Source organism: Chroococcidiopsis sp. CCALA 051, from assembly GCF_003015105.1.
Classification (GTDB): Bacteria; Cyanobacteriota; Cyanobacteriia; order Cyanobacteriales; family Chroococcidiopsidaceae; genus Chroococcidiopsis; species Chroococcidiopsis thermalis.
Map to the genome: position 1 here is coordinate 1 of NZ_PYCI01000023.1, position 23,230 is coordinate 23,230.

The 23,230-nt window shown below is 45.4% G+C and carries 20 protein-coding genes; 11 read left to right on the forward strand and 9 right to left on the reverse strand.

Features of this window, described 5'->3' with window-relative positions:
- Positions 1–231: 231 nt before the first annotated feature.
- The gene (gene sfsA, locus C7Y66_RS07740; protein ID WP_106545115.1) at positions 232–939 is read right to left on the reverse strand and encodes a DNA/RNA nuclease SfsA; all 708 of its coding nucleotides are present in this window, start codon (positions 937–939) and stop codon (positions 232–234) included.
- Positions 940–1,040: 101 nt separating this feature from the next.
- On the opposite strand from sfsA, the gene C7Y66_RS07745 reads away from it, so the two are divergent.
- The gene (locus C7Y66_RS07745) at positions 1,041–1,805 is read left to right on the forward strand and encodes an HpcH/HpaI aldolase/citrate lyase family protein (RefSeq protein WP_106545116.1); all 765 of its coding nucleotides are present in this window, start codon (positions 1,041–1,043) and stop codon (positions 1,803–1,805) included.
- 210 nt (positions 1,806–2,015) lie between these two features.
- Here C7Y66_RS07745 and ftsH read toward each other — a convergent pair whose 3' ends face one another.
- Positions 2,016–3,962, reverse strand: coding sequence for an ATP-dependent zinc metalloprotease FtsH (gene ftsH, locus C7Y66_RS07750; protein ID WP_106545117.1), 1,947 nt, complete (start codon positions 3,960–3,962; stop codon positions 2,016–2,018).
- Positions 3,963–4,140: 178 nt separating this feature from the next.
- Between ftsH and C7Y66_RS07755 the strand changes: the two genes are divergently transcribed.
- The 3 genes from C7Y66_RS07755 (at position 4,141) to C7Y66_RS07765 (ending at position 6,244) form a co-directional block, all read left to right on the forward strand.
- On the forward strand, positions 4,141–4,389 hold the full coding sequence (locus C7Y66_RS07755) for a hypothetical protein (RefSeq protein WP_233222571.1): 249 nt from the start codon (positions 4,141–4,143) through the stop codon (positions 4,387–4,389).
- A 47-nt stretch (positions 4,390–4,436) separates the two neighbouring features.
- Positions 4,437–5,672, forward strand: a complete 1,236-nt coding sequence (locus C7Y66_RS07760) for an AI-2E family transporter (RefSeq protein WP_106545118.1) — start codon at positions 4,437–4,439, stop codon at positions 5,670–5,672.
- A 341-nt stretch (positions 5,673–6,013) separates the two neighbouring features.
- A complete protein-coding gene (locus C7Y66_RS07765) occupies positions 6,014–6,244 on the forward strand; it encodes a DUF2949 domain-containing protein (RefSeq protein ID WP_015154149.1) in 231 nt (76 codons plus the stop codon).
- A 232-nt stretch (positions 6,245–6,476) separates the two neighbouring features.
- Here C7Y66_RS07765 and C7Y66_RS07770 read toward each other — a convergent pair whose 3' ends face one another.
- Complete coding sequence (locus tag C7Y66_RS07770; protein WP_106545119.1) at positions 6,477–7,628, reverse strand: alanine--glyoxylate aminotransferase family protein; 1,152 nt, start codon at positions 7,626–7,628, stop codon at positions 6,477–6,479.
- A 498-nt stretch (positions 7,629–8,126) separates the two neighbouring features.
- On the opposite strand from C7Y66_RS07770, the gene C7Y66_RS07775 reads away from it, so the two are divergent.
- Positions 8,127–10,448: a PhoD-like phosphatase gene (locus tag C7Y66_RS07775; protein WP_106545120.1), complete on the forward strand. Its 2,322-nt coding sequence runs from the start codon at positions 8,127–8,129 to the stop codon at positions 10,446–10,448.
- A 102-nt stretch (positions 10,449–10,550) separates the two neighbouring features.
- Here C7Y66_RS07775 and glp read toward each other — a convergent pair whose 3' ends face one another.
- Positions 10,551–11,816 (reverse strand): gephyrin-like molybdotransferase Glp, encoded by a 1,266-nt coding sequence (gene glp, locus C7Y66_RS07780; protein WP_106545121.1) that lies wholly within the window; start codon positions 11,814–11,816, stop codon positions 10,551–10,553.
- Positions 11,817–12,014: 198 nt separating this feature from the next.
- Here glp and rpmG point away from each other — a divergent pair, with 198 nt between their 5' ends.
- From rpmG to C7Y66_RS07795, 3 genes are all read left to right on the forward strand, one after another.
- A complete protein-coding gene (gene rpmG / locus C7Y66_RS07785; RefSeq protein WP_015154144.1) occupies positions 12,015–12,209 on the forward strand; it encodes a 50S ribosomal protein L33 in 195 nt (64 codons plus the stop codon).
- Between the two features lie 2 nt (positions 12,210–12,211).
- Positions 12,212–12,427, forward strand: a complete 216-nt coding sequence (gene rpsR / locus C7Y66_RS07790; protein ID WP_015154143.1) for a 30S ribosomal protein S18 — start codon at positions 12,212–12,214, stop codon at positions 12,425–12,427.
- A gap of 203 nt (positions 12,428–12,630) precedes the next feature.
- Positions 12,631–14,688 carry a ribonuclease catalytic domain-containing protein gene (locus C7Y66_RS07795; protein ID WP_106545154.1) on the forward strand — a complete coding sequence of 686 codons (2,058 nt, stop codon included), beginning with the start codon at positions 12,631–12,633 and terminating at the stop codon, positions 14,686–14,688.
- A 46-nt stretch (positions 14,689–14,734) separates the two neighbouring features.
- On the opposite strand, the gene C7Y66_RS07800 is transcribed toward C7Y66_RS07795, so the two are convergent.
- The gene (locus tag C7Y66_RS07800) at positions 14,735–15,223 is read right to left on the reverse strand and encodes a TIGR00725 family protein (protein WP_015154141.1); all 489 of its coding nucleotides are present in this window, start codon (positions 15,221–15,223) and stop codon (positions 14,735–14,737) included.
- A gap of 279 nt (positions 15,224–15,502) precedes the next feature.
- Here C7Y66_RS07800 and C7Y66_RS07805 point away from each other — a divergent pair, with 279 nt between their 5' ends.
- A complete protein-coding gene (locus tag C7Y66_RS07805) occupies positions 15,503–16,018 on the forward strand; it encodes a response regulator transcription factor (protein ID WP_015154140.1) in 516 nt (171 codons plus the stop codon).
- A gap of 49 nt (positions 16,019–16,067) precedes the next feature.
- On the opposite strand, the gene C7Y66_RS07810 is transcribed toward C7Y66_RS07805, so the two are convergent.
- From C7Y66_RS07810 to C7Y66_RS07825, 4 genes are all read right to left on the reverse strand, one after another.
- The gene (locus tag C7Y66_RS07810; protein ID WP_106216027.1) at positions 16,068–16,715 is read right to left on the reverse strand and encodes an acetoacetate decarboxylase family protein; all 648 of its coding nucleotides are present in this window, start codon (positions 16,713–16,715) and stop codon (positions 16,068–16,070) included.
- 176 nt (positions 16,716–16,891) lie between these two features.
- On the reverse strand, positions 16,892–18,802 hold the full coding sequence (gene dnaK, locus C7Y66_RS07815) for a molecular chaperone DnaK (protein ID WP_015154138.1): 1,911 nt from the start codon (positions 18,800–18,802) through the stop codon (positions 16,892–16,894).
- A 350-nt stretch (positions 18,803–19,152) separates the two neighbouring features.
- Positions 19,153–20,139, reverse strand: coding sequence for a zinc-dependent alcohol dehydrogenase family protein (locus tag C7Y66_RS07820; RefSeq protein WP_106545122.1), 987 nt, complete (start codon positions 20,137–20,139; stop codon positions 19,153–19,155).
- A 203-nt stretch (positions 20,140–20,342) separates the two neighbouring features.
- On the reverse strand, positions 20,343–21,068 hold the full coding sequence (locus tag C7Y66_RS07825; RefSeq protein WP_106545123.1) for a DUF4198 domain-containing protein: 726 nt from the start codon (positions 21,066–21,068) through the stop codon (positions 20,343–20,345).
- 585 nt (positions 21,069–21,653) lie between these two features.
- On the opposite strand from C7Y66_RS07825, the gene C7Y66_RS07830 reads away from it, so the two are divergent.
- Together C7Y66_RS07830 and C7Y66_RS07835 are read left to right on the forward strand one after the other, a co-directional pair.
- On the forward strand, positions 21,654–22,595 hold the full coding sequence (locus C7Y66_RS07830) for an SDR family oxidoreductase (RefSeq protein ID WP_015154135.1): 942 nt from the start codon (positions 21,654–21,656) through the stop codon (positions 22,593–22,595).
- Positions 22,596–22,797: 202 nt separating this feature from the next.
- Positions 22,798–23,163, forward strand: a complete 366-nt coding sequence (locus C7Y66_RS07835) for a hypothetical protein (protein WP_106545124.1) — start codon at positions 22,798–22,800, stop codon at positions 23,161–23,163.
- Positions 23,164–23,230: the final 67 nt, after the last annotated feature.

Below are 23,230 nucleotides of genomic sequence, written 5' to 3' on the forward strand. Positions count from 1 at the left end.
AGATACATATATCTTTTTACTATTCACAAATAAATTTAAAAATTAAACATATAATCTTGCTGCTTTAATATTTAAATTTTGGATGATTTTGATTATCGATCGCAAGTCAAAAAAAATGCAGGCAAAAAATTAGTTCTCATTGGTTATTATCGATCGATTACCATGAAAGATTGTAAAGATGAAGTCATAGATTTCAATCAAGTTAGAGTTAACTGCAAATTATCGATACATTCATATTTTTAGATCTGCCAAACCCAAATAGCGCACTCCAACCGGAGTGACCTCAAAGCGGCAAGGCAAAACCTCCAAACCTAGTTGCATAGCTTCACGCAACAGTTGACCGTAGACTGGATCGGCAGCATCACCAGGAGCAAACTGCGTACAGTCACCCCGGTTAATAGCATAAAACATGACTGCCCTTGCGTGAGGCAAAAGCGCGCTCAATTCTCGTAAATGCTTTTGTCCTCGTATCGTTTCGGTATCAGGGAACATAGCTAATCTTTGCTGCGCCCATGTCGTGCTTTTAACTTCAATATAAATCGGGCGATCGCCAGTCAATAAAAAGTCTACGCGACTTTTACGATCTGCACCATAGGGGACTTCACAGCGAATTTGGCTATAGCTACCGAGTTTGGGAAACAGTTTTTGTGCCAGTGCCAGCTTGACAATACGATTGGGTAAAGCAGTATTCACAACTACCCAGGTAGGCTCGTTGTCGTTGACTTCAATCGCCTCCCAAGTATAAGGTAATTTGCGCGTAGTAACCGAGCTATACGACACTAGTACCCGACTTCCAGGCGTACAAATCCCCGTCATCGGACCAGTATTTGCACAGTGTGCCGTTACCACTTCCCCCGTTTCCAGCTCAATATCAGCCAGAAAGCGCTTATAGCGTTTGAGCAAAATTCCAGCATGGAGAGGTGGATAGGTGTAAAGCATAAAAGAAAGGGAGCAGGGGAAAAGAGCTGAGGGAGCTGAGGGAGCTGGGGAGGCTGGGGGAGAAAAGACAAATTACCAATTACCAATTACCACTACTCACTATGTATCAAAACCAACTCAAACACAAATTACACCAGGGCGAGGTTGTCTTGGGATTATTTACCAACTGCGCTTATCCGGCATTTATCGAAATTTGCGGACATGCAGGTTTGGATTTTGTTGTTATTGATTTAGAACACGGTTCTCTTAATACTCTAATAGCGGAAGATTTATGTCGCGCTGCTGACTGCGTGGAGTTAGCACCAATTATTCGTGTCAGTCAGAACAATCCAGCCCAGATCCAAAGAGCGCTTGATGTTGGTAGTGCGGGGGTACAAGTGCCGCAAATCGAGACGAAAGCCGATGCGGAAGCAGTAGTAAAGGGAGCAAAGTTCAGTCCATTGGGGGCGCGAGGGTTGTCACTCTATACCCGTGCCGGGGTTTACACAGCCGCCGGAACGCAAAGAATCGAGCAGTTAAATGAAACATCTTTAGTTGTCGTTCAGGTCGAAGGCAAACAAGGTATTGATAACTTAGCAGAAATTGCCAGCGTTCCCCACATTGATGTTATTTTTCTCGGTCCTTACGATTTGTCGCAATCTTTAGGAATTGCCGGACAAGTACGAGATCCCCGTGTCGTTGAGTTGATGCGGACTGGAGTAGAAACTATCCGTCAGGCTGGCAAAGCAGCGGGGACATTTGCCGACACTCCAGAAATTGCCCAGCAATGGATTGCAACTGGCGTGCAGTTTGTGGCTTTAGGTGTAGATGTAGGAGTTTTCTTGCGTGCTTGTCAGGCGTTGGTTAAAGCCGTGCGATCGCAGTAAACTTTCATTGATAGTGGTTTGTAATTAGGTAAAACAGACGATCTGTAGGGGCGCACGGCTGTGCGCCCCTACAAATGTCATGCACGCAATCGAGAATTGCTATGAATTAAATTTCATTCAAAGGCAAATAAAAAACGATCGCCCCCAAAAGAGCGATCGCTAACTGATAACAATGTAGAGACGTTACATGTAACGTCTCTACATTGTTATCTACACCAAAACAGATTGCATCAAAGGCTGATCTTGAGGTAGTTTACCCGATCGCAACCACTCTTCCATATCGGCTGGAGCTTGAGCGCGGTTGAGTCGTTCCCGCAGTTCTGCACCTTCAAGAATTTCTTTCTGTAATAACAACTGAGCTGTTTCTTCCAATAACTCCTTATTATTGGACAAGGTAGCCAGCGCGATGTGATGCGCTCCATCAACTATTTCTTTCACCTCGCGATCGATCTCCTCGGCAACTCTCGGACTGACAGAACGGCGAGGATTGCCATATCCACCGAGAAACTCTTGCTGAGTCTTTTCAAACGCTACAGGTCCCAATTCATCGCTCATACCATACAGGGTAACGGCACGCTCTGCCAAGTCAGTAGCTTTTTGAATGTCGTCACTCGCACCAGTCGAGACTTTACCAAAGATTAACTCTTCTGCCGATCGCCCGCCTAATAGCGTAGCAATCCGACCGCGAATTTCATCCTCTATCATCAAAAAGCGGTCTTCTTCCGGCAACTGGAGAGTGTAACCCAAAGCACCAACACCGCGAGGCACGACAGAGATTTTCTCGACTCTACCCGCACCTGGCATCAGAGCGGCGATAATCGCGTGACCGACTTCGTGATAAGCAACCGTCTTTTTCTCGGTTTCATTGAGTACCCGCGATCGCTTTTCTAAACCACCAATAACTCGTTCGATTGCTTCGTTAAAATCCGCTTGAGTAACAGCATCGCGATTTTGTCGTGCCGCTAATAGCGCCGCCTCGTTGACTAAGTTAGCTAAGTCAGCACCAGCAAAACCGGGAGTCCGGGTAGCGATCGTACCTAAATCGACATCCTCGGCTAATTTAACGCTTCTCGCGTGGACTTTAAGAATCGATTCTCGACCGATTTTATCAGGACGGTCTACCACTACCTGACGGTCAAAACGACCAGGACGACGTAATGCAGGGTCTAAGACTTCAGGACGGTTCGTTGCAGCAATGATAATGACACCCGTATTGGCATCAAAACCATCCATTTCAGTAAGTAACTGGTTCAGGGTTTGTTCTCGTTCGTCATTACCACCAGGGAAACCATTCGCACCACCGCGAGACTTACCCAAAGCATCTAACTCGTCAATAAAGACGATACAGGGAGATTGTTGCTTCGCCTGGACGAACATGTCGCGTACTCGCGCCGCACCGACACCGACGAATAGCTCGATAAATTCCGAACCGGAGATACTGAAGAAGGGGACACCAGCTTCACCCGCGATCGCTTTTGCTAGCAGAGTTTTACCCGTCCCAGGAGGACCCACTAAAAGCACGCCTTTGGGAATTTTCGCGCCTAAACGGGTATATTTACTAGCATTTTTCAGGAAATCGACAATTTCTTGTAGTTCTGCCTTGGCTTCGTCAACCCCGGCTACATCGGTAAACTTCACGCCAGTACTACCTTCAGAGTAGATCCGTGCTTTACTTTTACCAACAGTTAAAGCTGCGGGACCGCCACCGCCTTGACGGTTGAGTAGAAAACCCCAAATCCCAAAGAAAATTAATGGAGGTACAACCCAACTGAGAAGAGTACCGATCCAACCACTATTACTTGGTGCTGGAGCAGTAAACTTAACATTATGATCGCGCAGGATCTTAGGTAAATCTAAGTCAATTGCGACTGGCGTAGTCGTGAGAACTTGGTTTGCCGGAAGGCTACTTTCCGGTTGGTTAGGATCTGCTTTAAGAGTAAACTCAATGCGATCGCCCCCTACAATAGCTCTATCTACCCGATTTGCTTCTACTTGTGCAATAAAGTCACTATAAGCAACTTGTGGCTGTCTAGCTCCAAAACTGGGAACAATAAAGTTGAGCAGTAATAGAACAGTCAACAAAATGAGTAAACTACCACCAAACTGCCGGACTCTAGGCGGTTTGAACTGGCGATTATTATTGGTTTCAACAGGCATTTTGATTAATTTTTATGCATCATTTTGTACGTATTGTAAAGATTTTCTACACTCTAACTGGTTCGGTGACTACCCCATATATCTATCGCAACAGCCGAACTTTTTAGAGGGAGTAGGGAGTAGGGAGTAGGGAGTAGGGGAAGATAAAGAGGCAATTACATCTTATCTTTTTCAACAAATGGCAAATATATTTAAGGACTTGAGAGAAAGTTATATGAATGCTTTTGAGGGATGGAAACAACAGTTATGGTTTATTGCAGAGCTGATGATTATCTCTGCCGCTCTGTCGTATCTGATTAAATATGGTGGTGCTTACTTGCCTTTGAGTGGTACATCAAGCCAAGCACTATTTATAGTATTATTACCTACCGTCGTTATCGCGATCGCGCTCTATTTGCGATATCTATTTCATAAAAAGCAGGGGTAAACAGCGAGAGCAACTACCAACTACCAACTACCCATTACCTATTACCAATGAACCTCGGTCAATGGCTCGGTTTATTAGCAATCGTTACTTCCATTTATATTCTGTGGCAAATTCGCCAAATTCTCTTATTATTATTTGCCGCAGTTATTTTATCGACTGCCTTAAATCGGTTAGCCAGAAGATTTCAGCGATCGGGAATGCGGCGATCGCTTGCTGTTATCTTATCAGTTGGTATATTTCTAGCTGGAGTTATTGGTTTTTTCTGGTTAATTGTTCCACCATTTATCGAGCAGTTCCAAGAGCTTACAGTCAGGGTTCCTAGAGGTTTAGATCGATTCAACATTTGGATAGAGCAATTAGGAACTCGCGTTCCCCAGCAAGTAGCTCCATACTTACCAAATGTAGATAGTCTTAGCAAACAAGCACAGCCATTCTTTGAGCGCGTCTTGGGCGGTTCTTTTGCTTTCGTAACTAGCTCTTTAGAATTTATTATCAAGTTTTTACTTGTATTAGTATTAACGGGGATGATGTTAGCTAATCCCCATGCTTACCGTCAGGGTTTTGTGAGATTATTTCCTTCATTTTATCGCCGTAGGGTAGATGGAATTTTACACGAATGCGAGGAGTCGTTAGGCAAATGGCTGACTGGTGCTTTAATTAGCACGAGCGTAGTTGCACTAATGAGTATGGTGGGACTATCAGTGTTGCGAATACCAGCAGCTTTGGCATTGGGAGTTTTAGCAGGGTTTCTCAATTTAATTCCCAACGTCGGTCCCACTATCAGTGTCATTCCACCTATGGCGATCGCGCTGTTAGATACGCCGATCAAATCCGTACTCGTATTCGTTCTCTATTTTGTGATTCAACAAATTGAGAGTAATTTTTTGACACCATATATCATGGCGCAGCAGGTATCTTTACTACCAGCCGTGACTTTACTAGCTCAAGTATTTTTTGCCACGTTCTTCGGCTTTTTAGGTTTATTACTGGCGCTACCTCTAACTGTAGTAGGCAAAATTTGGTTTCGCGAAGTCTTGTTAGAAGATGTACTAGACCGCTGGCAGTGGGGTGGAAAGCAAGATACTACTGGACTCGATTCATTGTGCGGGTTGCACGATCCCACCATGACAAAGGAAAATCTTTCAAATTCAGATGATGTAACTAGTCAAGAGCGATCGATTGTAGATGAATCCACAGGAGTAGATAGTAGAGCAGCAGAAGAGCAAGGGAGCAAGGGAGCAAGGGAGCAGGGGAACAATCCAAAATCCAACAACAAACTCTAAAATTAATTCACGTACCACCTTGAGCGCACCACACACCACTTCTCATCACTCAATTCCAACTTTTGGCTGACTAATCTATTCCTTTTCGTAGGTACGAATTTTTTTCTCTAGAAATATAACTGAAATGTGAAGAGGTTTAAATTATTTTTAATCATTGCACTAAGTTAAGTGAAAATCATTTAAGTTGCGCTACAATTCTATTCCACCCCCGATTTGTAACTGTGCAACAATAATGTAAATCCTAGACTAAGAGCTTGCTAATTAAGTAAGAATACTCATGACAGTCTGGGAAAAGTGACAGATAAAAGACTGGCTACTACTTACTCATTACTTAGTCTTTGATGCTTAATAATCAGTTGGAACAAAAAGGTGAAGTCCAAATGTCACCAGCAAAGTACATGCAGTTTCTGCAATTTCTACAAGAAGACTTATCAATTTCGGCAGCATCGATTGATATGGCTACCCGCCATCGAGAACAAGATCCTGGTCCTTTGCCAATGATCTTATGGCAATACGGCTTAGTCACGCTCGAACAACTAGATCGAATTTATGATTGGTTGGAAAGAGCGTAGCAGTGCCATGAACGATTTAGTCAAATTCAAGCGTGTCACAGTAGAAATTTTAAATAGCAATGCACAAACTAAAATTTCTTTTTTGGCGAAGTTGTAGAAATTTTACTCATAAATTTAAACTTACACAAAGAGAGCGGGATGAATTATCAACCCGCTCTTTTGATTTAAGTTGTCATCTGTCATCTGCCATTTGTTGTCTAGCCAATGACGAATGACAAATGACGAATGACGACTAAGAAGCAAATACGCGAGCTGCTGCTGCTACGCCAGCTCCAGGGGTAAAACCTTCATACCCCAATTCGCGTAAAGCGACTTCTAAAGCACCAATTGCACTGAGAATATCGCGATCGCTCACAAAACCTAAATGTCCGATGCGGAAGATTTTCCCCTTCAAGTGGTCTTGTCCGCCTGCTAGAGCGATGTCAAATTTCTTCTTCAAAATCGAGCGAATTTGTTCGGCATCGACTCGCTCTGGTGCTACAGAGGTAATTGCCGGACTCGCGCAATTATCCGCTGCAAACAAAGGTAAATTTAAAGCTTTTACAGCTTCGCGAGTCGCTTGAGTCAGGCGCTGATGACGAGCAAAAATTGATTCTAAACCCTCTTCTCTCATCATCTTTAACGTTGCGTGCAGTGCCACAATTAAATTCACTGGCGGCGTGAAGGGAGTCGTATTTTTCGCGGTCGATTTACGATATTTACCCAAGTCTAAATAGTACTTGGGTAGTTTAGCGGTTTTGTAAGCTTCCCAAGCCTTAGCGCTAACAGCAACAAATCCTAAACCAGGAGGAATCATGTAACCTTTTTGCGAACCCGATGCAATAACATCAATACCTAAAGTATCCATCGGGACGTTATACGCACCCAAGCTGGTGACAGCATCGAGAATCATTAAGGCTTCGCCGTGTTCCTTAACGTGACTGACGATCGCTTCTAAGTCGTTAAGTACGCCTGTAGAAGTTTCGCTGTGGGTGAGAATGACGGCTTTAATTTGCTTGTCCTTATCCGCTGCTAATTTCTGGGCAAATACTGCGGGGTCGAGGGGTTGTCCCCATTCAGCAGTAATTTTCTCGACTTGAAGACCGTAAGCCTCGGCAACTTCTCCCCAGCGATCGCCAAACTTACCATTGCATCCTACCAAAACGCGATCGCCTGGGCTGAGAAAATTAATGATTCCTGCTTCTACTGCCCCAGTGCCGCTGGCTGTTAGCATCAAAACGTCACTCTCGGTTTGGTGCAGCCATTTTAGATTTGCTGTCACTTCTGCCAAGATGTTACTAAATTCGCTGGTGCGGTGTCCGATGGGATGTTTGGCGAGGGCGAGTAACGCTGCTTCCGGTACTGGCGTGGGACCAGGAATCATCAGCATTAACTTGTCGTTCATCATAAGTTTGTCCTACTATCTATCGAGGTGAATCCATTGGCTACACGTCAATCCAAGCGCGATCTCTATTTCGTGACTTGTGGTTTGCGATCTGTAGTTTATAACTCGTAAATCGATCTTATAGACGAATCTGGCGATTGCAATTGAGGAATCTTGGTTTTTTGTATGAATAAATTTAACGATTCATAAGCTGAATTACGAATTCTTACGGCGTTTGGTTGAGTTTTCCTATCATGGCAGCCTTTCATTTTATCACCCGATCGCCGAAAACCTGCTAAAAAGCGATCGATAAGCCAAGAGGCAGAGGACAGGAAGTAGAACGTTGGACATATACTATTGGTCGCAGGTATCAAATATATCTGAGATGTCTGTATATTTGGTAGACCCAGAACGAAACTTCTGAGTGCGTAACATTTGCAGGGGCGCACATCTGTGCGCCCCTACAGATCGCGTGTTTTACCCAATTGAAAACCGCTATTGACGAGCGAATAATTTGCCATGACAGATCGAGCTTGGGATAATTTAATACAAGCATTACCAATTGTCTTGGCGGGTCCCATTCTACGACACGTAACTCCCGAATCTGTCACAGTTTGGGTAGCACTCAAACAACCTGCTGAGGTAGAACTGACGATTTACGAAACGGCAAATCAGGGTACGGCGCTAGGAACGAGCATACTGCAAGGGAGATCCCCGACCGTAGCATTGGGCAAGTTTCTGCATGTGGTGGCGGTGACTGCTAAGTCTAATGGAAACAATCTGAATAGCGATCGCCTCTATGCTTACGACCTTCGATTTTCGTTCGACGACCCACAGCAAAGCCCAAAAACCTTACAACAAGCTTTGCGATCGATCGACTTTCCTACAGTCACCATGAGCTACTTCGCCCATCAAAAACCTACCTTTGTTCTGCCACCGCATCGTTTAGAAGATTTACGCATCGTCCAAGGTTCTTGCCGCAAACCGCACGGGGGTGGATATGATGCCTTACCAATTCTTGACAGCTTAATTGAGGATAGAGCAGCTCAACCTCAACACCGTCCCCACCAACTGTTTCTCACGGGCGATCAAATCTATGGCGATGACGTTGCCGAACCTTTTTTGTGGGTTGCTAGTCCTCTAGGCGATGCTCTCTTGGGTTGGGAAGAAAAGTTACCTGTGGGTTGGCGAGAACCCGATGATGTAGAGTATTATACACCGCAACAGCTACCTTTTGGACGACGAGCTGAAGTTGCCACCACTCACGCAGGTTTTACAGCTGGACTCCGCAACAAACGTGGTAAGGTCAACAGTCACTTACTGAGTTTAGGCGAGTACTATGCTTGCTATTTGCTAGCTTGGTCGCCGACATGCTGGCTGATGCAGATTCCCCCAGGAAAACAAATTAGCGATCGCCGCCAAATTAGCCGTCGTTGGGATCGAGAAGCACGGGCATTGCGGCAATTTATCCATACATTGTGGAAAGTCCGACGCGCTCTTGCCAATATTCCTACATACACAATTTTCGACGATCATGATGTCAGCGACGACTGGAACCTCAACCGCGCTTGGTGCTTGCGCGTTTTGGGACGACCTTTGGGACGTAGGACAGTACAAAATGCGCTGCTAGCCTATGCAATGTTTCAAGCATGGGGCAACACACCCGAACAATTTACCACAGGACAAGCGGGTGCAGAACTCCTGACTGCTGCTGTCGACTGGTCGTCATCGAGCGGGACTGACACTGTTGCCTACGATCGCATTGCTCGTTATGTCGGAATGCCCCTCATCGACGCGCAAACGAATCTACCAACTTTTATAGAGGATGGTACGGTATTAATCCTCAAACGACATCCAGAAGCGATCGCGTGGCACTATACAGTACGGAGTCATTGTCATGAAACGATCGTCTTAGATACACGGACGTGGCGAGGCTATCCCATCGAAGAAAAATCGAGCGCACCACCCATGCTACTGTGTCCGACTGCCTTCGAGCAACAACTGCGCCTACCGCTGCAACAATCGGCATCTGAAACCCAAATTCAACTCACTTTCGCGATCGCACCGACTAACGTATTTCATCTCCAAGCGATCGATTGGATTCACCATTGGCAATTGCGCCGTAACAAAGTCTTCGCCACAGATGTTGGCGATGCCTGGAACATCAATTTAGAAGCTCTCGCACAACTTTTGATCGTCCTATTCGAGCAACGCCGACAAGTTGTCGTCTTATCTGGAGACATTCACTACAGCTCGATGGTTCGCCTCACCCGTAAATCTAACTTAGGCGAATCTAACTCTGTTTTGACACAGCTAACTTGCAGTGCTTTGAAAAATGAAGAAACTCTGACGCGGATCGTTCACACCCGCTTAAAAGATTGGTTGCTTCCAGAACAAGTCCGCCATTGGAAAGGTTGGAGTAACCCACCAAACATGGTCGAACTTTCAGCGCCACAATCCCGCCGCGATCCCGACTCCCATCCATCGCATCCCCCTGATTGGAACTGTACCCTAGAATGGATACCGCGACAAAATGCTCGCACCCCCAGCTTTGGCAACGACGTAACTTGGCTAATTTCACCGAGAAAACAAGCGAATAGCAGCAAGCGTCATTGGCTTCAGTTCCTCTGTTTTTGGCAATCTCCCCTACTTCAAGAAGGACGAGAAGCGATCGGCAGAAACAATTTAGCTCTAGTACAATTCCAACTCGCAGAAACGACTCATTCCTACACAGCCATTCAAGACATATATTGGTTTTCTACCTGGCAACCAACCCAAATCGTCTACAGTCGCTTTAAAAGCCATCTCGCAGATCGCCCATCCCTACCAAACAAAGCATAACCTCACAACCGCTCCCATCTACTTCGCGCTCTTCTCTCTTTGCGACTTTGCGTCTAACGCCCTATCGGGCTTCGCTTCGCTGATGCGTGACATTAAACTCACCTAACTCATGATCGGAAAACCAAACTGTAAAACCCTTACTTCATCCCCAGATGCAACCGCAGTTTGCCCCACAGGAATCATTGCCAACCCATTAGCTTGAGCAAAATTAATCAAATTGCCAGAGTTAAGACTACCGCTAGCGGGCTGAAACTCAAAATAACCATCGATCAAATGCAACTGTCCCCAAATATAAGTTTCTCGCTTGCCATCAGAACTCAAATCTTGACGCGATCGCGCTTTGACGTAAACCGGTCCCCAATTGTCAGCCAGTCCCGACAACTTCCGTAAAGCAGGTTGAACGAATCGCCAAAAACATACCAAAGCCGAAACAGGATTACCTGGTAGCCCAAAATATAGAACTGGCTTCCGTTCGGTAGCATGAGCAGGAGAAAACTTCGCCACTGTCAGCGGCTTTCCGGGTTTCATCGCCACAGCTCGAACGTGCATTTCCGCCCCCAAAGCCGTTAAGATTTCCTCTACATAGTCGTAATCACCCACAGAAACGCCACCAGAAGATAACACCACATCAGCAGTCGCGATCGCTTTAGAAAATGCTTTTTGCAGCACTAAAGGGCGATCGGGAACGATACCCATTGGGATTGGTTCTGCCCCTGTTTGCGTCACCAAAGCCGTCAACGCATACTGATTTGAATCGACAAGTTGTCCGATTTCCAATGGAGTTTCAGGGTGAACTAGTTCATCTCCCGTCGAGATAATTGCCACGCGGGGACGGCGATAGACTTTCAATTGATTGCACTGTGCGGCTGCTAGCACGGCTATTTGAGCCGCCCGCAGCATGGTTCCTGGGGCTAATAAGGTTTTTCCCGCTTGATAGTAGGATGCCTGGTGGCGAACAAAGGCTTGAGGTTGAGGAGCTGTCAAAATAGTGACGCGATCGCCCTCTCGCTGCGTTTGTTCCTGCATCACCACAGTATCAGCCCCTTCTGGCATCACTGCACCCGTGAAAATTCGTGCTGCTTGCCCTGCCTTAATCAACTGCTGTGGCGATCGCCCCGCTGGAATTTCATCAACTATCTCCAAAACCACTGGCTGTTGTGAACTAGCATATTGTACGTCCTCATAACGCACTGCATAGCCATCCATCGCCGAATTATCCCAGTGAGGAAAGTCTAAATGACCGATCGCTGGTGCTGCCAATATCCGCTCGATGGCAATTAACAGAGAAACAAACTCTGCATCTCGTTGTTTGTCCAGGGGTTTCACCAAGTCTAAAATTGTTGCCTCCGCTTGGCTGACTGGCAGCATGGTTCTTAACTCCTCTTTTTATTCAAGGTTTATGGGTAATTGGTGAGTGGCTAGCGGCTAGTAGTTGGTGGTTAACTCCTCTCTAGTCACCAGCCACTAGTCACTAGTCACTGATAACTGACTTGCACAAACCTGATGAAATATATGATAATAAACGTTTGTGTTAAATTTTGGTAAGACCCCAGAGTTAGAAAAGCTATGGCTAAAGGTAAGGGTGTCCGTATTATTGTGACACTGGAATGCACTGAATGTCGCACGAATCCAGACAAGCGATCGGCAGGTGTGTCTCGATATACGACAATGAAAAACCGCCGCAATACTACAGCGCGGCTAGAACTGAAAAAATTCTGTACCCACTGCAACCGTCACACCGTCCATAAGGAAATTAAGTAAGCATGAGTTTCTACCGTCGTCGTTTATCTCCGATTAAGCCTCAAGACCCCATAGACTACAAAGATGTCGATTTGCTGCGGAAGTTTATTACCGAACGGGGCAAAATTCTTCCCCGTCGGCTCACAGGCTTAACCGCTAAGCAACAGAGAGATTTAACTGTAGCTATCAAGCGGGCGCGTTTATTGGCTTTGTTACCTTTCATCAATCCAGAAGGGTAAATTCTTGTCATGCGTCATTTGTCATTTGTAGAGAGATAGATTGCTGGTAGAGTTTGTAGCTGCGGGCAATTCATCTGCGTTTAAATTGACAAATCGAGTATTTTTGCAAATAGTTAGTTTATTTGTATACAAGACAAATGACTAAAGAAAATGAGTAGTAGAAATGTCAATCGCCAATGACAAATGACAATTGACAAATGACAATTGACAAAGGAATGCTAGTCGAATTTAGGGTGCAAGGCGATCGCCGTTTGGGAGTGGTAGACCGTCCAGATGGTAAAACTCGTTGGTTTGTCATAGACGATCGCGGTCAATCCCACAGCCTTGCCCCGCGCCAGTTTACTTACGAAATCCGAGGTCAGTCTTACAAACCCTCAGATATTGCCAATTTTTTAGCAGAAGTACAGCCCTATCTCGACCCATCTAGCTTAGAGGTAGCGTGGGAGTTGCTGATAGAAGCAGGAGAAAGCGCTACTCCAGCACAGATGGCAAACTTATTATTCTCCGACCAGAGCCAAGCTCTGTGTTATGCCGCTCACTATTTGCTTTCTGAAGATAAGATATATTTCAAGCAAAAGGGAGATGCTTACGAGCCTCGTTCTGCTAGCCAGGTAGCAGAACGGAAACACCAGCTTGAAGTAGAAGCAACAAGAGCGCGAGAACAGCAGGAATTTCTGTTGCGTACCGAACGAGCGCTGAAGGGAGAAGCCGTAGAATGGCAGCGATACGATCGCCAGCGCCTGGATGCGATCGCCAAGTATGCAATACTTTTAGTTGAAGGGACTCGTCAGGGATTAAATCCAGATGCCCTCGTACGAGCTTATCCGCCACCAGCGATCGTGACGGAGACTATGAGTACTTTGGGGCGTAACGCGACTCCCGTAACAGCATTTCAACTTTTGGTAGATTTGGGTCTGTGGAGTCCGCATGAAAACCTTCACTTGCGTCGCAGTCAAATCCCCGTAGAATTCTCAACCGAGGTTATATCAGTGGCGCAGCAGCGGTTAGAATTTCCACCCCCCGACCCAGACACTCAACGGCTGGACTTAACTCATTTGAAAGTTTACACGATCGACGACCAGAGTACGAGCGAAATTGACGACGGTGTAAGCTGGGAAGTCTTAGCTGATGGGCGAGAACGCTTGTGGATACATATTGCCGATCCGACTCGTTGGCTCATACCAGAGGATGAATTAGATCTAGAAGCGCGGCGGCGCGGTACGACCATGTACTTACCGACAGGTATGAGTTCCATGTTTCCAGTGGCACTGGCGACGGGACCCATGAGCTTAATACAGGGTCAGGTTTGCTGCGCTCTCAGTTTTGGTGTCATTTTGGATGCAGCAGGAGCAGTCCAAGAATATACCATCCATGCCAGTTTAATCAAACCGACCTATCGGCTGACCTATGAAGATGTCGATGAGATGTTGGATCTGGGCGTACAAGCCGAGCCAGAAATCGCCGCGATCGCTAACTGGGCGCGCTGTCGTCAAGCATGGCGACAGTCTCAGGGGGCAATTAGTATTAGTTTGCCAGAAACCGCGATTAAAGTTAAAGACGACGAAATTACAATTGAAGTCTTAAACGATTCTTCCTCCCGCCAACTGGTGGCGGAAATGATGATTTTGGCTGGAGAAGTTGCCGGACGCTACGGTCAAGCACATAATCTTGCCCTGCCATTTCGCGGTCAGCCGCAGCCCGAGTTACCCCCAGAAGAAGAGTTATTGCAACTCCCGGCTGGCTTCGTACGTGCCTGTGCTATGCGCCGTTGTATGCCTAAAAGTGAAATGAGTATTACCCCTTCCCGCCATGCTGGTTTGGGCTTGGAGATGTATACTCAGGCAACTTCTCCGATTCGTCGCTATAGCGATTTGCTGACCCATTTTCAACTCAAGGCGCACCTACGGGGTGAAACTCCACCGTTTTCAGCGGAAGCACTCCGTGAAGTGATGCAATCTGTGTTTGCCATGACTCAAGAGATGTCGTTAGTAGAAAGGCAGACCAATCGTTATTGGGGTTTAGAATACCTGCGCCGCCACTCTCAAGATGTGTGGCAGGCAATCGTTTTAATGTGGTTGCGGGAAGATTCGCGCTTGGCGCTGATCTTGATTGAAGATTTAGGGCTTCAGCTACCGATGACATTTAAACGTGGGGTCAGCTTGGGCGAACAAATTTTAATTAAAGTTGCCTACGTCGATCCGCGTCAAGATACGATTCAGTTTCAAGAAGTGTCCTATTCTGAGGCTGTGGCTGCGAATTGACACAGGAAGGTGGGCAATGCCCACCCGACGCTTGAACTGACCTTTTCTATAAAATTAGGGTCTTGACAGTAGCGATCGCTGCTGCAACACTACTAACAAAATAAATATTATTTACTGATAATTTTTGCCAGAAATTTTGACTTTCTATTTCAGAATTTAACAGAATCACTGGCTTATTTGCTTTCAAAGCTAAAGCAATTTCTGATATTGTACCTGCACCCGTACCGCAGGTGATAATAACATCACTAGAAAGAACGTTAATATTATTACGAGCATTTCCCATCCCCGTTGCGATCGCGATATCTACCGCTTCAGAAGCATCATGGCGATCGCTACCAGGCAAGATTCCAACTGTTAAGCCATTTGCAGATTTTGCTCCCCGACTAGCCGCGTCCATCACGCCTACGTTTCTCCCACCAGTAAGCAATACCCATCCTTGTTGGGCGATCGCTTTACCTAATTCATAGGCAGAGGTACAGTCTATGACTGTGGCATTTTCTCCAGCTCCCATAACCCCGATCGCAATTTTTCTCATAATTACAACAACCTTCTGCTTCCTGTTTTCTGCCGTACTTATCTACTTTATTAAGAGTTCGATCGACCTCGCGCGCAGTTGTTCCACATTTAATTCAGCTACAGGCAGCAGTTATAAGTTTTGCTGTAACTAGATTTTCCCTCTTTGACTTCTAACTTTTAACTTTTGACTTGCTAAACAATCTAGAGTATTTCCCTAGCGGGAGGCGATCGGTTTACCCGAGCGGGCAAAATAGAGAAGACAGTGCAGTGAAAGCATCAATTGCACATCATTAAAATTATGAAAGACCTATTCTGCCAGCTTGATTCTAGAAAAAAGCAAGTTCTGATTGTCGATGACTTGCTCGACAACTGTTTGCTTTTGGCAACAATATTAGAAGCAGAGGGGTATGAGGTTGATACCACAGACTGTGGATATAAAGCCATTGCAAAAATCGAAGCAAATCCACCAGATTTGGTTTTATTAGATGTAATGATGCCAAACATCGATGGATATGAAGTCGCGCAGTGGATCTCGCAAAATCAACCTTCAGTCTCGATCGTGCTAGTTACGGCTTATGACACTTTGCCCCAATTAGACCCAAGAAAGGTCAAAATTGACGGCTTCATTCGCAAGCCAATAGATTTAGATGAAGTTTTGCTAAAAGTTGAAACACTTTTGGCAACCAAACAAGAGCAGGCAAAAACACAAAATTTTACAAAGATAATTCCGATTTATTCCCGAACTGATAAAAGAATACTGCTCAAGAAAAATGAAGCAGTAGACAGGAAGAGTTTCAGCCGATACGATTATTAATGCTCCATGTAAAGACGCAAAATCTTGTGTCTTTACATGTTATCTCTCGTCACACTACGTTAAATTCTAAATCTCTTTGCCCCACAATAGAAGGCTGACCAACTGTCAATTCCATTTGGTCAGCATGAACTGTCAACCAAGGTTGACCGAGATTTAATCCCCCAAAAGGACTTTCTGGGGGAATTTCTAATTGGGAACTCACTAATCCTAAACGAGCCTTTAATTGAGCGGGAAACAGGAGTAGATTAGAGTTTAGACTACTAAAGCTAGATGCACCCAAGGGTATTGGCAGACCAAAGTTCTGCTGATGGTACTTCAGACAGCAAAGAATGCGATCGCCTTGCCTCACAGTCACGTTACGGTCTGTCCAGGTAAAATCAGCTATTTCCTTTGGTAATCCCCAAATCTCGCGACCACCCGCTACAGAATCAGGGTTATCTACATAAATGTGAGAAACCCAACCGCCAATTTCTCCACCATAGCTGACAAAACCAGCAACAACGATTAACTCGCTGTATTCCAGCACGGAACCAGCACCATAGTTAGATAAATAGACACCGCCAACGGTTTTTCCAGGAAAGACAGAAACAAGATTTAATTCTGAAGGAATTAGGGGACGCACGCGATCGCACTCCAAAAGTTGCAGAGTTTGATAGGCGTAGCCTTGAAGCGTCCAGGGTGCTTGAGGGTAAGACATAACAGTGACCAGTGACCAGTTGTCAGTGTAGAGACGTTACATGTAACGTCTGTACAAAGTTATCAGTTGCAACTACCAATTACCAATTACCACAAGATAAAAAATCCCCACCTAGCTCGATACTAGTATGGGGACGATCGATTATTTTGACTTTTGACTTTTAACTTTTGACTTGTTTACTTGCTTTCGGTGAAGTCAGCGTCGATTACGTCGTCGCCACCAGGTGCGGAGGTAGAACCACCTTCGCCAGCACCAGGATCGGCTCCACCAGGCGCAGCACCACCAGCTTGTTGATAGAGGTTAGTACCGATCGCGTAGAGTGTTTGTTGCAGTTCTGGCATTACCCGTTGGATCGCTTCGTCATCTTCTTTGTTGACGGCTTCCCGCAGGTCTTTAATTAAACCTTCAACCTTAGTGCGATCGCTCGCTGGAACTTTATCACCCAAGTCTTTCAACTGCTTCTCGGCTTGGTATGACAGAGAGTCAGCTTGGTTCTTGCGATCGACTTTCTCGCGGCGGTCTTTGTCAGTCGAGGCGTTTCTTTCAGCTTCCGTCACCATGCGCTCGACTTCATTCTTATCGAGAGTAGAAGCGCCAGTGATGCTGATTGACTGCTCCTTACCGCTACCCTTATCCTTTGCGGTAACGTTGAGGATACCGTTAGCGTCAATATCGAAAGTAACTTCGATTTGCGGTACGCCACGGGGTGCGGGAGGAATGCCATCTAAACGGAAGGTTCCCAAGCTCTTATTGTCATTGGACATCTCCCGTTCGCCTTGTAGAACGTGAATTTCTACATTCGTTTGACCGTCTACAGCGGTGGAGAAGACTTCTGATTTCTTGGTAGGAATCGTGGTGTTGCGAGGAATGATCCTTGTCATCACACCACCAAGGGTTTCTACACCCAGCGACAGCGGCGATACGTCTAGCAACAGAATGCCTGTAACGTCACCTGCTAGTACGCCAGCTTGGATCGCTGCACCAACTGCTACCACTTCATCAGGGTTGACGCTTTGGTTAGGATCTCTACCCAAAACCCGCTTGACAACTTCTTGTACGGCAGGAATACGGGTAGAACCACCAACTAAGACAACTTCATTGATAGCACTCTTGTCTAGCTTGGCATCGCGCATCGCATTTTCTACAGGAACGCGACAGCGATCGATCAAGTCCGAGCAGAGTTCTTCAAACTTAGCACGGGTGAGCGTCATATCCAGGTGTTTTGGACCATCCTGGGTTGCGGTGATAAATGGCAGGTTGATTTCTGCTTGAGTGACGCTAGATAGCTCGATCTTGGCTTTTTCTGCGGCTTCGGTTAAGCGTTGCAGTGCTTGTCTGTCTTTACGCAGGTCGATGCCTTCAGTTCTTCTAAATTCTTCAGCTAGGTAATCAACAATTTTCTTGTCGAAGTCGTCACCACCTAAGTGAGTATCTCCAGAAGTGGCTAGTACCTCAAATACGCCATCGCCTACCTCTAGAATCGATACGTCAAACGTACCACCACCCAAGTCAAACACTAAGATGGTTTCGTTGCTCTTTTTGTCAAATCCGTAGGCAAGCGAAGCAGCAGTAGGCTCGTTGATAATCCGCAGTACTTCGATCCCAGCGATTTTACCAGCGTCTTTGGTAGCTTGACGCTGAGAGTCGTTGAAGTAAGCAGGTACGGTGATAACCGCTTGAGTCACCGTTTCGCCGAGATACTTGCTAGCATCTTCTACCAGCTTGCGCAGGACTTGAGCGGAAATTTCTTCTGGAGCAAACTGCTTGCCAGCCGCAGGACAATCGAGTTTGACATTACCACTGCTATCCCGCAAGACTTTGTAGGACACTTCAGTGGTTTCGTGGGTGACTTCCTCATGTTTGCGTCCGATGAAACGCTTGACAGAGTAAAAAGTATTCTCTGGGTTCATCACCGCTTGACGCTTAGCGATTTGACCCACCAAGCGATCGCCATTCTTGGCATAAGCTACTACAGAAGGCGTTGTGCGAAATCCCTCAGCGTTGGCAATTACAGTAGGCTTACCACCTTCCATCACTGCCACGCAAGAGTTTGTCGTACCTAAGTCAATTCCAACTACTTTTGCCATCGGAGGTTCTGGCTCCCTAACACTAACTACTAAAAACGATTGAATACACTACAGCTAAAAGTTGAACTAGCAGCGCTCCAGCTTCAATACAATGTTTTTGTCTTTTTGTACTGATCTATATACTGATTGTGGGTAGCTACTTGATGAAGGGTGGTTTGCCGAACAAGTGTAAGGACGGTTGGTTTGCGATCGAGCTTGTCGCTTGCGCTTGTAGCTTGTCATGCCGTTTGCCACTGTTCAACCCCTAACATAGCTGCTGTATGCTTTCACTGTGTCTAATGTAGTGAACTCAAGGCTTGGTGGTTATAGGGTGAACCGTAATCGGTTGGGTGTGTTTGCCGTCAAAACTGTTATTCCACTACAATTACAGCAGCTCCGTTAATTTTGCCGCTACGCAGGGCATCTAAAGCTTCATTTGCTTGCACTAAGGGAAAAGGCTGGACTTCAGTCCGAATTGGCACCTGCGGAGCTAAAGCCAGAAATTCTTCCCCATCACGGCGCGTCAAATTAGCAACGGATCGCAATACTCTTTCTTCCCATAAAATTTCATAAGGAAAGGCAGGAATATTACTCATGTGAATTCCCGCACAGACAACCACACCCCCCTTAACCACCGCACGTAAAGCAGTCGGAACCAAAGAACCAATCGGGGCAAAAATAATTGCTGCATCTAAAGGGACTGGTGGTAAATCTTCTGAACATCCAGCCCAGACAGCACCTAAATTTAGAGCAAATTCCTGCCCTTTTACGTCTCCCGCACGAGTAAAAGCATACACTTCTCGCCCTTGGTAGCGAGCGAGTTGAATCAAAATATGGGCGGCTGCACCAAAACCATAAAAACCAATTTTTTCTGCGTCCTCTGCCATTCTATAGGAGCGATAACCGATGAGTCCGGCACACAACAGCGGTGCAGCTTGCAAGTCGGGATAGCCTTCAGGAATAGGAAAGCAGAATTGGGCATCGGCTACAGCATATTCGGCATAACCACCATCAATTTGATATCCCGTAAACTGGGCGTAGTCGCATAAGTTTTCGCGTCCACTCAGGCAATAACGACAGCAGTTACAAGTATGCCCTAGCCACGGAACGCCGACGCGATTACCGATTTGAAATTGTTGCACCTGTTCCCCTACAGCAGCAACGGTACCAACAATTTGATGTCCCAGTATGAGGGGAAGTTTGGGTTGCGTTAATTCTCCATCAACGATATGCAAGTCAGTGCGACAGACACCGCAAGCCCGAACCCGAATCAGCACTTGTTGCGAATTAGGCTGTGGTATTGGTCGTTCTGCTACTCGTAGCAGTTTACCCTGTGCCTCTAGTATCATTGCTCGCATAGAACAGTTATCAGTTATCAGTTATCAGTTATCAGTTATCAGTTATCGATGACTAATAATCATTAACTAACAACCAATAACCCTCTATTTACTGTTTTATACTATAGAAATGTGAAATATTGTATTTGTATAAATAACTTGCGATCGCACAAGATTTTAGAAGTAAAGTTCAAGCGTAGGGTGGGCATTGCCCACCACTCTATTTATTTCTTCTGAATTGCTAGCGAGGCAGCGTAAGCAATTTCATCTGTAGCTGGATCGTCGGTAGAAGGAACTCTATACTCTGCTTCAACAATTTGTATGTCTTTCTGTGTCAGAGTAATTGTAGCAATACCGCGATCGTTTACTGGTACTTCTTTCCCTTCATATTCTACAGTTACATCTGTTACGGGTTTGCCTTCAAACAAGACTTGCACGCGCAATGAGCCACCTGCACCAACATCAAACGGCTCTTGCAAAGGTACAATTTCCATTTTCATTCCAAATGGTTGGGTGGCTAAACCCGTAGGCTGGAAAAAAGATTTGGTGTATTTGTATGTGTGAGTAACTTCAGTCGCTTCGTTGTTAGCTGCTAAAGCATCTGGTCGGAAAACATTTGTGTATTCATCGTCATTAGAAACAATGAAGTAACCGTTGTTATTGACGGCAGTAATGACAGCAATATCTCCTGGGGAAACTAGGGTTACACCTTCATATTTTCTTTTAACTTCTAGCGGCTGAGGAAATCCATAACTATTGTAAGCCGTAGCTTCTTGAAATTTGATTGAATCGTATGCTTCTGGTTTATCCTCCTCTGGATGTCCGTATAAAACTTCGTACTCTCCTTGCTTTTCGCCCTTGATTACCCAGATAACGTGGGCGAAAACTGGCTGACTAATTAATGGTAAAATTGTCAGAGCTAGCATCAATGCGCTTAGTTGTTTCCTCACAATCGCTTCCTCATTTAGTAATTCATAAATTACTATTTCTTACTGCGGAAATACTTGAACATCTGCACAGGTATCGAGTAAAAAATTAGTAACTATTAGATAGTTTCAGTAAACTTTTTTTATTGAGAAAAAACAATGCCCCATCTGGGCATCCACACGAAAATTTTATTAAAATAAAGTAAATTTTGAGCGGGATCTTATGCAATATCAATAGCGCAACTACACTATTACGTGCTGCTTGAAAATAGTAAAATACAAAACGATAAACAAAGCAAAATTATTTAATGCGAAAATGATAGAGTTCTCATTAGAGCAGAAGGTTAAATAAAAAGTTGGAAGTCGTTCTTTAAATAGATTTATTAAATATAAAATACGATATTTCCTCCCTTAGAGTGATGTCAGAAAGTTAATGCATTCTCAAGAGTTTGAATAACGGTCGATCGCAACCAATCTTTCGGCTGATGTCTCACTTCTCGAACTTAATTACATTAATTAATAAAAGTTCAAGATTAATAATTTAAACTCGATATTTTTCCTAGCTTCGATGGATTTGAGCGGAAAAACGAGTCATATAAAGGAGACACAGTGACAAAACTCAAGCCGATCGCGCAACAAGTTGTGGCAATTGTTGGTGCATCTAGTGGAATTGGAAGAGAAACAGCATTAAAGTTTGCTGCAAAAGGTGCAAAAGTTATCGTGGCAGCCCGTAGCGAACCAGGGTTGCTCTCCTTAGTAGAAGAAATCGAAGCGGCAAAAGGGGAGGCGACTTATATTCTGGCGGATGTTAGCGACTTTCAACAAGTCAAAGCGATCGCAGATAAAGCAGTAGCAACCTACGGCAGACTCGATACTTGGGTTCATGCGGCTGCTACAGGTATTCTTGCCCCGTTTGAACAAATTACGCCAGAAGAATTCAAACGTGTCATTGACGTTGTATTGATGGGACAAGTGTATGGCGCAATGGCAGCTCTACCATATTTAAAGCAAGAAGGACGGGGGGCGCTAATTCATATTTCTTCATTAGAAGGTAGGCGATCGCTCCCTTTGCAAAGTCCTTATTCGTCAGCTAAGCACGGCTTAGAAGGCTTTCTCGAATCTCTGCGCGTCGAATTACAACACGAAAACATCCCTATCAGCGTCACCAGTATCCTACCTGCTGTGATCAATACTCCCTACTACAACAAAGTCAAAACCAAACTGGGAGTAAAACCCACGGGTATACCTCCTTACTACCAGCCGAGCCTGGTTGCCGATGCCATCCTCTACGCTGCCGAACATCCCACCCGTGACTACATTGTAGGAGATGTAGGTAGAGTCCTAGATCTGCTGCAACGGCTATCACCATCTCTAGTAGATACTCTTCTGGTACTGGTAGGTTTTCAAGGACAACGTACTAAGGAAGTGAAGTCAGAAGATGCACCTAACAACGTCTTTGCCCCGATTACAGGCTACGACAAAGTCGAAGGCGATTTTCGCCACTGGACGATTCCCAGTTTTACCGAGTGGCTAGAGAAAATTTTGCCTTAAATGTAGAGAGGTTACATGCAACGTCTCTACATTTAACGTCTCTACAACGTAATCTCTACCCTGTGCTTTGGCACTTTAATTCTCGCGAAAGAGACAAAGCCAAAGCAAATTCAGATATCTTCATAAAAACGCGAACAATAGTAGAGACGTTACATGTAACGCCTCTACCGCGATCGCAACGAAAATTTGGAGGGTAAAAAATATGATTAACGATCCAGCCAGACCACCAAAAGAAGACTCGCGGGAACCCGAAGCTGCTGTGAGTCCGACACAACAAGAAGACCCAAGAGCAGCCGAACCTGGTAGAGGTGCGCCAGGAAACGACCACATTGGCGTACAAACCGCTCAAACTACAGCGGTTAATGCACCTGATGCGGTGATTCCAGCTAATACTCCAACCGAACAGAGCAAACAACAACTCGAAGCCTTTAAGCAACAGGAAGAGGAAGAGGGCGAGGGCTTTACGACCACAGATGGTTATGTTGTTGATGAGTCTGGAAGGCTTGATAACTTCGCGATCGAACCACCAATGTATGTGGAGGGTGAAGAACCTCCTACGAAACGATAACAGTTTTTAGGGAGCAGGGAGCAGGGAGCAGGGAACAGGAAAAATGACTTATGACTTGTGCCTTGTA